The 10,805-nt window shown below is 71.6% G+C and carries 9 protein-coding genes; 3 read left to right on the plus strand and 6 right to left on the minus strand.

What is annotated here, in order from left to right:
- Window positions 1-11: 11 nt before the first annotated feature.
- The 3 genes from H283_RS0108970 to glmM form a co-directional block, all read right to left on the minus strand.
- Window positions 12-1,181 carry a low temperature requirement protein A gene (locus H283_RS0108970; protein WP_020143186.1) on the minus strand — a complete coding sequence of 390 codons (1,170 nt, stop codon included), beginning with the start codon at window positions 1,179-1,181 and terminating at the stop codon, window positions 12-14.
- A gap of 37 nt (window positions 1,182-1,218) precedes the next feature.
- A complete protein-coding gene (locus H283_RS0108975) occupies window positions 1,219-3,270 on the minus strand; it encodes a M3 family metallopeptidase (RefSeq protein ID WP_020143187.1) in 2,052 nt (683 codons plus the stop codon).
- An 81-nt stretch (window positions 3,271-3,351) separates the two neighbouring features.
- Entirely contained in the window at window positions 3,352-4,698 is a 1,347-nt protein-coding gene (gene glmM / locus H283_RS0108980) for a phosphoglucosamine mutase (protein WP_020143188.1), read from the minus strand.
- A gap of 259 nt (window positions 4,699-4,957) precedes the next feature.
- On the opposite strand from glmM, the gene H283_RS0108985 reads away from it, so the two are divergent.
- Window positions 4,958-6,130: a hypothetical protein gene (locus H283_RS0108985; RefSeq protein WP_051103571.1), complete on the plus strand. Its 1,173-nt coding sequence runs from the start codon at window positions 4,958-4,960 to the stop codon at window positions 6,128-6,130.
- A gap of 179 nt (window positions 6,131-6,309) precedes the next feature.
- Here H283_RS0108985 and rpsI read toward each other — a convergent pair whose 3' ends face one another.
- The gene (rpsI, locus tag H283_RS0108990) at window positions 6,310-6,813 is read right to left on the minus strand and encodes a 30S ribosomal protein S9 (RefSeq protein ID WP_020143190.1); all 504 of its coding nucleotides are present in this window, start codon (window positions 6,811-6,813) and stop codon (window positions 6,310-6,312) included.
- Window positions 6,814-6,849: 36 nt separating this feature from the next.
- Window positions 6,850-7,293, minus strand: coding sequence for a 50S ribosomal protein L13 (gene rplM, locus H283_RS0108995; RefSeq protein WP_020143191.1), 444 nt, complete (start codon window positions 7,291-7,293; stop codon window positions 6,850-6,852).
- Window positions 7,294-7,569: 276 nt separating this feature from the next.
- On the opposite strand from rplM, the gene H283_RS0109000 reads away from it, so the two are divergent.
- Together H283_RS0109000 and H283_RS0109005 are read left to right on the plus strand one after the other, a co-directional pair.
- Window positions 7,570-8,202 (plus strand): helix-turn-helix domain-containing protein, encoded by a 633-nt coding sequence (locus H283_RS0109000; protein WP_020143192.1) that lies wholly within the window; start codon window positions 7,570-7,572, stop codon window positions 8,200-8,202.
- Between the two features lie 5 nt (window positions 8,203-8,207).
- On the plus strand, window positions 8,208-9,524 hold the full coding sequence (locus tag H283_RS0109005; protein WP_020143193.1) for an MFS transporter: 1,317 nt from the start codon (window positions 8,208-8,210) through the stop codon (window positions 9,522-9,524).
- 233 nt (window positions 9,525-9,757) lie between these two features.
- On the opposite strand, the gene H283_RS0109010 is transcribed toward H283_RS0109005, so the two are convergent.
- Complete coding sequence (locus tag H283_RS0109010; protein WP_020143194.1) at window positions 9,758-10,699, minus strand: aldo/keto reductase; 942 nt, start codon at window positions 10,697-10,699, stop codon at window positions 9,758-9,760.
- Between the last annotated feature and the right edge of the window lie 106 nt (window positions 10,700-10,805).

Below are 10,805 nucleotides of genomic sequence, written 5' to 3' on the forward strand. Positions count from 1 at the left end.
CGTCGGTCCGGTCACGCCTCGACGCGGGTGGTCCAGACGTGGTGGGCGACGGCGGCGGCCAGCACGAGCCCGGTGATCAGCACCGTCACGCCGACCGGCGGGCCCACCGCGGCGACGGCCAGCAGGACGAGCCCGACGAGGACGCCCACCCGGGTCTCGACGACGGGCGCCCCCGCCATGGCGTGCATGGCCGTCAGACACCACACGTAGACGGCCACGGCACCGGCGAGCGCGAGTCCGACCACCCGGTCCGTCGTGGTCGCCTCTCCCTGGACGAGGTCGACGGCGGCGGCAAGGGCGGCGCCGGTCGCCGCCACCGAGACGAAGACGAGGTAGTGGCCGTAGCCGGTGATGAACGTGCTGCGGATACCGCCCTCGAAGAGGCCGGCGTGCTCGCGCTTGAAGTAGAGCCACCACATCGAGAAGACGATGAGCAGCCCGCCGACGACGATGGCGAGCAGCCCCACCTCCGCGCCCTGTTCCAGTGCTCCCTGGACCGCCTGCACCGAGGCGAGGATGACCTCGCCGAGCACGATGATCGTCAGCAGCGCGTAGCGCTCGGCGATGTGGTGCGGGTGGAACGGGGTGATGCCGTGGCGCTCGGCCACGATGGGCACGAGCAGCTCCAGGACGACGAGGGCGAAGAACGACACGAGCAGGGCCGTCCGACCGTCGAGGAGCAGCCGGGCGATCCACAGCACCTGGACGACAGCGATGCCCGCCGCATACGTCAAGGCGGTCCGCCGCCCCTCCGGGTGGCCGGCCGCCGCCCGGAGCCACATCGCCACCATCGCGAAGCGCATCACGGCGTAGCCGCCGACGACGAGCCCGGACTGCTCGGTGCTGAAGAGCTCGGGGATGCCTGCGGCGAGCATGAGCGAGCCGGCCATGATCGCGAAGGTGAGGAGGCGGTAGGTCACGTCGTCGCAGTCGTACGACGATGCGAACCACGTGTAGTTCATCCACGCCCACCAGATGGCGAAGAAGACCATGACGAAGTTGACGAGGTCGCCGAGGTGCCCCTGGGCCAGGCCGTGGTGCCACTGCGCGGCGGCGCTCGCGATGGCCACGACGAAGACGAGGTCGAAGAGCAGCTCGAGCGGGGTCGCGACGCGATGCGGCTCGTGGGGGTCACGAGGCTGCATGCGCCGTGAGAGGGGCACGACGTTGACGTGGCTCACGGACCGAGTCTGCCAGCCGCGCCCCGCGGCGTCCCCGTCAGCCGAGGCCGCGACGCTCGAGCAGGTGCCGGATGTCCGCGTCGGCGCCGCGGAACTCGCGGTAGGACTCGAGCGGGTCGGCGGCGCCGCCGATCCCGACCACGTGGCGGCGGTAGCGGTCGCCGTTGGCGCGGGTCAGGCCGCCGTTCTCGCGGAACCACGCCACGGTGTCGGCATCGAGCACCTCGCTCCAGATGTAGGCGTAGTACTGGGCGTCGTACGCGTACGAGAAGGTGTGCGCGAAGTACGTCGACCGGTAGCGCGGCGGCACGAGGGGGTTCGCGAGCCCGACCGCGGCGAGGGCGGACGCCTCGAAGGCCTCGACGTCCGTCACCGTCGCGGCCTCCTCGACGTCGATGGCGTGCCACGCCTGGTCCAGCAGCGCTGCCGCGAGGTACTCACCCGTCGCGAAGCCCTCCCCGAAGGACTGCGCCGCGACGAGGCGGTCGACGAGCTCCTGCGGCAGGGGCTCCCCCGTCTCGTGGTGCACCGCGTAGCTCCCGAGCACCTCGGGCCAGAGCATCCACATCTCGTTGACCTGGCTCGGGTACTCGACGAAGTCGCGGAAGACGCGGGTGCCGGCGAAGTGCGGGTAGGTCACCCGCGCGAGCAGGCCGTGGATCGCGTGCCCGAACTCGTGGAAGAAGGTGCGGGTCTCGTCGAAGGTGAGCAGCGTCGGCTCACCCGGGCCGGGCTTGGGCACGTTGAGGTTGTTGCACACGACGGCGCTCGTCTGACCCAGCAGGGTGTTCTGGTGGACGAGGCTGTTCATCCACGCCCCGCCCTTCTTCGTGTCGCGGGTGTGGAGGTCGAGCAGGTAGAGCCCGAAGGGCGTCCCGTCGGAGTCGTGCACCTCGAAGACGCGGACGTCGGGGTGGTAGCCCTCGAGGTCGTCGCGCTCGTGGAAGGTCAGGCCGTACAGCAGCCCGGCCGCGTGGAAGATCCCGTCGTGGAGCACCCGCTCGGCCTCGAAGTAGGGTCGCATCGCCGCGAGGTCGACGGCATACCTCGACGCGCGGACGCGTTCGGCCCAGAACGCCCAGTCGTGCGCCTCCACGGGGTGGCCGGCCTCCTCCTCGAGGAGGGCCCGCTCGGCCTCGATGTTGCGGGCCGCGGCCGGGGCGAGGCGCCCCAGCAGGTCCATGACGCGTTCAGGGGTGCGCGCCGTGGAGTCGGCGAGCGCTGCAGCGGCATGCGTGTCGTAGCCGAGGAGCCGGGCCCGCTCGGCCCGGAGCCGGACGGTCTCGAGGACGAGCGCCTTGGTGTCGTTGGCGTTGTCCCGGTTGCCGCGGGAGCCCTGCGCCTCGTGGAGCCGACGGCGCAGGTGACGGTCGGTGAGCGAGGCGAGGTGGGGATGCCCGGTCGGCAGGACGAGGGTGAGCAGCCAGGCCCCTTCGTGCCCGTGCTCGGCCGCAGCCGCCGCGGCGGCCGAGATCTCGCCCGCGGTCAGCCCGTCGAGCGCCGTCACGTCGTCGACGAGGACGGCGAGGTCGTTGGAGTCGGCGAGCAGCCGCTTCTCGAACTGGGTGCCGAGGCTCGCCAGCCGGCCGTTGAGCTCGCGCAGGCGGTCCTTCGCGCTCTCGTCGAGCCCCGCCCCGGCGACGGTCATCTCGGTGAGGTGCCGCTCGACGAGACGTCGAGACTCCGGGTCGAGGGCGGCCATCGCCGCCTCGTCGTCGTGGAGGGCCCTGATCCGGGCGTAGAGGCGCGGGTCGAGCCGGACCGCGTCGGCGTGAGCGGTGAGGCGCGGCGCGTACTCCTCCTCGATCGCCTGCACGGCGTCGGTGGCGAGGGAGCTCGACGTCCCGAAGAAGGCGAGGCTCGTCCGGCTCAGCGTCTGCCCCGAGCGCTCCAGTGCGACGAGCGTGTTCTCGAAGGTCGGGGGCGCCGGGTCGCCCGCGATCGAGTCGACCTCGGCGAGGTGCTCGGCCATGCCGCGGTCGAAGGCCTCGCGGTAGTGCTCGTCGCGGATCAGGGCGAAGGGCGGCAGCCCGTGGGGCAGCGGGCTCGGGGCGAGCAGCGGGTTGGCGGCCGGGATCTCGTCGGGCATGGACCGAACCCTACGCAGGAGCCGCCCCGCCCTCGACCCGGTTTCGACCGGACCCCGGAGGACGTTTGCCGTCCGGTCGGCTCAGAGCGACAGCTCGGCCCTGACCACCCCGACGAGGCGGTCGGCGAGGGTGCGGGCCTGGTCGCCGTCGGCAGCCTCGACCATGACGCGGACGACGGGCTCGGTGCCGGACTTGCGCAGCAGGACCCGGCCGCTCTCCCCGAGCTCTCCCTCGGCCGCACGCACGGCGTCGGCGACGGCCGTGTTGGCCTCGAGAGCCGACTTGTCGACGTCCTTGACGTTGACGAGCACCTGCGGGAAGTGGGTCATGATGCCGGCGAGGTCGGCGAGCGCCCGACCGGTCGCGGCGACGCGCGAGGCGAGCATGAGCCCGGTGAGGGTGCCGTCGCCCGTCGTGCCGTGGTCGAGCATGACGACGTGGCCGGACTGCTCGCCGCCGAGCACGTAGCCGCCGGACTTCATCCCCTCGAGGACGTAGCGGTCGCCGACAGCGGTCTGCAGCACCTTGATGCCGGCTCCACCGAGAGCCTGGATCATGCCGAGGTTGGACATGACGGTCGCGACGAGCGTGTCACCGCGCAGCACGCCCTGCTCCTTCATGGCGAGCGCGAGGATCGCCATGATCTGGTCGCCGTCCACCTCGTGCCCGGCGGCGTCGACGGCGAGGCAGCGGTCGGCGTCGCCGTCGAGGGCGATGCCGAAGTCGGCGCCGACCGAGATGACGGTCTCCTTGAGGTGCTCGAGGTGGGTGGAGCCGTAGCCGTCATTGATGTTGAGCCCGTCCGGCTCGCCGCCGATGAGCGTCACCTGCGCGCCGGCCTCGCGAAAGGCGCGTGGGGCGACCTCCGACGCAGCACCGTGCGCGGCGTCGACGACGACGTGCAGGCCCTCGAGCCGGTGCGGCAGCACCGAGAGCAGGTGCGCGACGTAGCGGTCCGCACCGTCGAGCAGGGGCGTGATGCGGCCGACGTCACCGCCCGTGGGACGCTGCCACTCGTCGCGCAGCCGGGCCTCGATGCGGTCCTCGAGGTCGTCGGCGAGCTTGTGCCCGCCCCGGGCGAAGAACTTGATGCCGTTGTCGGGCATCGGGTTGTGCGACGCCGAGAGCATGGCACCGAGGTCGGCGTCCTGCTCGCCCACGAGGTAGGCGATCGCCGGTGTGGGCAGCACGCCAGCGTCGCGCACGTCGATGCCCGCCGAGGCGAGGCCGGCCACCGTAGCCGCGGCGAGGAACTCGCCGGACGCCCGGGGGTCGCGGCCGACGACGGCGACGGGGCGGTGACCGTTGAAGGCGCCAACCTCGCCGAGGACGTGCGCCGCGGCGACGGAGAGGTCGAGCGCGAGCTCGGCGGTGATGTCCTTGTTCGCCACACCACGGACGCCGTCCGTGCCGAAGAGTCGAGCCACGCTTGTGTGCCTTCCCGAGGGGTCCGACCCACTGGGCCGAGAGATGTGCTCGCACGACGATACCGCCCCGACGGCATACGGCCATCCGGCCCAGCCAGAACGGGTCACAACGGACATACCCGCTCCGACGGTGCCGGAAAGTGGCAGGGAACTGGCAGGTGGCACCCATCCACTTCCCAGACATACCCCGCGACGATGTGCCCATCCCCGGGGCCCGACACCCGCGGGCCTTCCCGGGTCCTTCCCAGAGAGGCACTCGATGAGCACTCGACGTTCAGGGCGTGTGGCCGCAGCCACCGCAACGGCCGCCACCATCCTCAGCGTGGCGACGGCGTTCGGCGCGTCCGCCGCGGCACCGAGCGCGGCGCCGTCCACGCCCGCTGCAGGGGCGTCCGCCGCGGGCGTGACCAACCCCTACTCTCCGGCCTACGGCCACCCCTACCGCCACGGCGCGGTCCCGACCCGCGAACTCAACACCCAGATGCACCGGTGGGAGGCCCAGACCAAGGGCGCGCGGCCCACCCAGTCCAAGACCCTCTCCTACGGCGGCGGCGTCGACGGGACCGGGGTCACGAGCGGCGGCGCCGAGAAGGTCTACCTCGTGTTCTACGGCAGCCAGTGGGGCAGCCAGGGCACCGACGCAGGCGGCAACCTCACCTTCACCGGCGACCCCAAGGCGGGCGCACCGATCGTCCAGAAGCTCTTCAAGGGCCTGGGGACGGGCGGCGAGGCCTGGTCGGGCGTCATGACGCAGTACTGCGACGGTCCGCTCGTGGCCAGGGGCGCGACATCCTGCCCGTCGGGCGCTACTCACGTGCGGTACCCGACCGGCGGGGCCCTCGCCGGCGTGTGGTTCGACCCCTCGGTCGCGGCGCCCGCCAACGCCACGGCCAAGCAGCTCGGCGACGAGGCCGTCCGCGCCGCAGCGCATTTCGGCAACACCACCGCCGCGAGCAACCGCGACGCGCAGTACGTCGTCCTCTCCCCGACCGGCACGCACCCGGACGGCTTCAACACCTCGTCCGGGCAGTTCTGCGCCTGGCACGACTACAACGGGGACCCCTACGTCGGGTCGACCAGCCCCTACGGTGACATCGCCTTCACGAACATGCCCTACGTCATGGACATGGGCACGAGCTGCGGGCAGAACTTCGTCAACACCGGCGCCGCGGGCACCGACGACGGCTACTCCATGGTCGAGGGCCACGAGTACGCCGAGACGATCACCGACCAGAACCCGGCCGGCGGATGGACGAACACCACGTCACGCACCTACTCCGGCCAGGAGAACGCCGACGAGTGCGCGTGGATCGCCCCCGGCAGCGCGGGCGGGGCGGGCAACGTCTCGACGACGTCGGGCAGCTTCGCGATGCAGGCGACGTGGTCCAACGACACGAACCGGTGCGACCTCAGCCACGTGACGGTGGGCTGACGGGGCACCGACCCCGCCTGACGGCATACGCCATCGGGCACGACGAAGGCCCCCGAGCAGTGCTCGGGGGCCTTCGTTCGCACCTTCAGCGCGACTGGAGCCAAGCGGTGATGCTCGGCGCCAGTCGAAGCATCAGCGCGACTGGAGCCAAGCGGTGATGCTCGGCGCCAGCCGAAGCATCAGCGCTTGGAGTACTGGGGAGCCTTGCGGGCCTTCTTGAGACCGGCCTTCTTGCGCTCCGGGACGCGGGGGTCACGGGTGAGGAAGCCGGCCTTCTTGAGGGCGGGACGGTTGAGCTCCTCGTCGATGCCGTTCAGCGAGCGGGCGACGCCGAGGCGCACCGCGCCGGCCTGGCCGGAGGGGCCACCGCCGTGCACGCGGACGAGCACGTCGTAGGAGCCGTCCAGCTCGAGGAGCGTCAGCGGCTCCTTGACGATCTGCTGGTGCACCTTGTTGGGGAAGTAGGCGTCGAGGGTACGGCCGTTGATCTTCCACTCGCCGGTGCCGGGGACGATGCGCACGCGGGCGATGGCCTGCTTGCGGCGACCGGTGGCAGCGCCGGGGGTCGAGACCTCACGGGCGCGCTTCGGCTCGCCGGCGACGGAGCCGTCGGACTCCGAGGTGTACTCGGTCAGCTCGGGCTCGTCGGTGTCGAGGACTTCCTCGTTCACGATGTCAGTCACGTGTCTTGTCGCTTTCTACGCAGCAGCCGGGGGGGCTTACTGCGCAACCTGGGTGATCTCGAAGGGGACGGGCTGCTGGGCCGCGTGGGGGTGCTCGGCACCGCGGTAGACCTTGAGCTTGGAGAGCTGCTGGCGGGCCAGCGAGTTCTTCGGGAGCATGCCGCGGATGGCCTTCTCGACGGCCTTCTCGGGGCTCTTGGCGAGCAGCTCGGTGTAGGAGGTCGACCGCAGACCGCCCGGGAAGCCCGAGTGGCGGTAGGCCTTCTTCTGCTCGAGCTTGGCGCCGGTCAGGGCGACCTTGTCGGCGTTGATGATGATGACGAAGTCACCGGTGTCGACGTGCGGTGCGAACTGCGGCTTGTGCTTGCCCCGGAGCAGGACAGCGGCCTGGCTCGCGAGACGGCCGAGCACGACGTCGGTCGCGTCGATGACGTGCCACGTGCGAGTGACCTCGCCGGGCTTCGGGGTGTACGTGCGCAATGGAGTCTGCCTTCGCTTCTGAAATGGTGGAGCAGTGAATGCCGCTGGGCTCGGTCCGCGTCGCCCGGCCCCGCCCTCGTGGAGTCCACGTGATGGGGATGCTGGGTTCGCCTGACGGCCCGGTGCACAACTTCATCCATGTTACGGGGTCGGGCCCTCGTGCCCAAATCATGTGCACCGGGACCGAAAACGCGGGCTGACCTGCAGCGATGTCCCTGAAAACCGGTCGTGCAAAGATCTTGTGCAGCCATAGTGTGCACAGGTATTGTGCACACTATGGCTGCACAGGACTCCTCGACCCCCTCCCCTCGGACCGCGTCCGGCCCCTCCGACGACGAGAACGTCTGGCTCACGCCGGAGAGCGTGCGCGTCCTCGCCCACCCGCTCCGGTCGCGCCTGCTCGGGGCCCTGCGTCGCGGCGGCCCGGCGACCGCCACCGACCTCGCCACGCTCCTCGGCACCAACTCCGGCGCCACGAGCTACCACCTGCGCAAGCTCGAGTCGGTCGGGCTCGTCCACGACACCGAGGAGGGTGAGGGCAAGCGCCGGCTGTGGCGCGCGAGCTCGGAGTACCACTCCTGGCACCCGAGCGACTTCGAGGGCGACGAGGACTCCGAGACCGCCCTCAACTGGCTGACCCGCGACTACGCCCGCCACTTCAGCGAGCAGTACGACAAGTGGCTCGACGTCTCGACGACGTGGCCCACCGCCTGGCAGGACGCCTGCGGTTCGAGCGACGCCGCCGTGCTCGTCACCGCTGAGTCGCTCGAGGCGATGCGGGAGGAGATGTGGGACCTCATCGAGCGCTACCGCCGCGTCGGACAGGGCAACCCGCAGGCGCGACGCATCGCCGTCTACGCCTTCGCCTACCCGCTCGACCTCGACCGACCCCCGACGACGAAGGAGTGAGCCCGATGAGCCCACGCGACACCCTGCTCTCCCCCACCGCGGCCCGCCGCGTCTTCCTCGCCCTGAGCTTCACCCGGTGGTTCCCGGTCGGGCTCGTCGTCGGCCTGCTCACCCTGTGGCAGCTCGAGCGCGGTCTCACCGTGGCGCAGGCGATGACGATCTCGTCGGCCGCGGGTCTGACGATCTTCGCGCTCGAGCTGCCCACGAGCGGCTTCGCGGACGCCTTCGGTCGTCGGCCGGTCTTCGTCGTCTCGGCCGTCGTCAACGTCGTCGCGAGCAGCATCCTGCTCGTGGCGCACTCCTTCTGGGCCTTCTTCGCGGCCGCCGTGCTCACCGGCATCTTCCGTGCCCTCGACTCCGGTCCCCTCGAGGCGTGGTACGTCGACACGGTGCACGCCACGACTCCCGGCGCCGACGTCGACGGTGCCCTCGCGGCCCAGGGCACCGTGCTCGGCGGAGCGATCGCCTCCGGGGCCCTCGTCTCCGGCGCCCTCGTCTGGTGGCACCCCTTCTCGGGCGCGTCGGCGCTCGTCCTCCCCGTGGCCGTCTTCGTCGCGCTCAACGTCGTGCACCTCGTCGCCGTCCTCGTCCTGCTGCGCGAGCCGCGCGGTGCCGAGCACCTCGACGCCTCGGGTGCCCGCCGTGCCCTCGCCTCCGCGAAGGAGGCTCCCGCCGTCGTGCGTGACGGCCTCGGCCTGCTGCGGAGCAACCGAGCGCTGCGCGGCATCGTCTGCGTCGAGGTCTTCTGGTCGGTGGCGATGATCGTCTTCGAGACGTTCCAGCCGATCCGCCTGGCCGAGCTCGTCGGGGGCGAGGAGCGCGCCGGCGCGATCATGGGCCCGGTGGCCGCCGCCGGGTGGGCCGTCTTCGCCCTCGGCGCGGCCCTCTCGGGTTGGTCGAGCCGACGCATCGGTGTCACCCGCACCGCGATAGCCGCACGCGTGCTCAACGGGCTCGGCGCGGTCGTCATGGGGCTCGTCGCCGGGCCTGCCGCGCTCATCGCCGCCTACGGCGTGACGTACCTGCTGCACGGCGCTGCCGGTCCGGCCCACTCCGCCCTGCTCCACCGCGAGGCCCGGGCCCGCAACCGCGCCACGGTCCTCTCGATGAACTCGATGGTCGCCTCGGCCGCCTTCGGCATCGCGGCCCCGCTCCTGGGCCTGCTGGCCGAGCGCACCTCGACACAGCTGGCCATGGTGACCGCCGGAGCGGTCAGCATCCTCGGCGCATGGTTCTACCGGTACGCCCTGCGCGCCGAGAAGACGCGCACCGCCGACACGGACGTGGTTCCCGAGCCCACGCTCCACGCAGCCACCGACTAGTCCGCCACCCACCCTCACGTCGAGTGAGCGCCCAGTCACAGTCGAGTGAGCGCCCAGTCACAGTCGAGTGGCCCCGACGACACACCAGCCCCATGGGGCCAGTGACGGCGGGGCCACTCGACGGGACGTGTGGGACGGCGCGCTCACTCGAGTGGGACCGGGCGCTCACTCGAGTGGGACGGGGCGCTCACTCGAGTGGGACGGGGCGCTCACTCGAGTGGATCTCGGGGCCGTCAGGCGGTCGGGGTCGTGATCTGGTCGAGCTCGGCCAGGTCCTCGGCGGTCGGCTCCCACAGGCCGGCCCGGACGTTGTCGACGACCTGCTCGGGGCGCGTCGCCCCCGCGATCACCGAGGCGACCGCGGGCTGGGCCGCGAGGCCGCCGATCGCGACGTCGATGGGGCGCAGACCGCGCTGGGCGGCATACGCCTCGAGGGCCTCGATCGTGTCCCAGTCGGCGCCGTCGAGGCGGTCGGCCATCCCGGCGAGGCGGGTGCCCTCCGGGGCCGGCTCGCCGCGGCGGTACTTTCCGGTGAGCAGGCCGGAGGCGAGCGGGAAGAACGGGAGCAGCCCGACTCCGACGTGCTCGCACGCGGGCACGAGCTCGTCCTCGACGTCACGCTCGAGCAGGGAGTACTCGTTCTGCGCCGAGACGAACCGGGAGGTGCCTGCGGCCCGCGCTGTCCAGTCGGCGTCGACGACCTGCCAGCCGGTGAAGTTGCTGCTGCCGAGATAGCGCACCTTGCCCTCGCGGACCAGCTCGTCGAGGGCCGCCAGCGTCTCGTCGATCGGGGTCTGCGGGTCGGGTCGGTGAAGCTGGTAGAGGTCGATCCAGTCGGTGCCGAGCCGTCGCAGGCTCGCTTCGACGGCCTTGCGGACGTAGCGGCGCGAGCCACGCACCCCCCAGTCGGGGCCGTTGGCACCCTGCATGTCCATGCCGAACTTCGTTGCCACCACGACGTTCTCGCGCTCAGATCCCAGCGCGAGGCCGAGCATCTCCTCGCTGGCACCCTGGCCGTAGATGTCGGCGGTGTCGAAGAGGGTGATGCCGCTGTCGAGTGCCTGGCGCACGACGGCGTTCGTGCCGTCCTGGTCGAGGCGTCGGCCGAAGTTGTTGCAGCCGACGCCGACGGTCGAGACGGTGAGCCCGCTGTCGCCGAGCTGCCGGTAGGTCATGTCAGGAGTCGCAGTCACCCGTCCAACCTATGCCCGCGCCCGGCCGGTCGGCAGGTCCCGCACCCACGACGAGGGCCGGCCCCCGCGTGGCGGGGACCGGCCCTCG

It is taken from the genome of Terracoccus sp. 273MFTsu3.1, assembly GCF_000383675.1.
In the GTDB taxonomy this organism is placed as follows: domain Bacteria; phylum Actinomycetota; class Actinomycetes; order Actinomycetales; family Dermatophilaceae; genus Terrabacter.

Bases quoted from the DNA above. Each gene is read 5' to 3' on its own strand.
- H283_RS0108975 (WP_020143187.1), bottom strand. From the start codon at position 3,270: ATGCCCGACGAGATCCCGGCCGCCAACCCGCTGCTCGCCCCGAGCCCG.
- H283_RS0108985 (WP_051103571.1), top strand. From the start codon at position 4,958: ATGAGCACTCGACGTTCAGGGCGTGTGGCCGCAGCCACCGCAACGGCC.
- H283_RS0109000 (WP_020143192.1), top strand. From the start codon at position 7,570: ATGGCTGCACAGGACTCCTCGACCCCCTCCCCTCGGACCGCGTCCGGC.
- H283_RS0109005 (WP_020143193.1), top strand. From the start codon at position 8,208: ATGAGCCCACGCGACACCCTGCTCTCCCCCACCGCGGCCCGCCGCGTC.
- H283_RS0109010 (WP_020143194.1), bottom strand. From the start codon at position 10,699: ATGACCTACCGGCAGCTCGGCGACAGCGGGCTCACCGTCTCGACCGTC.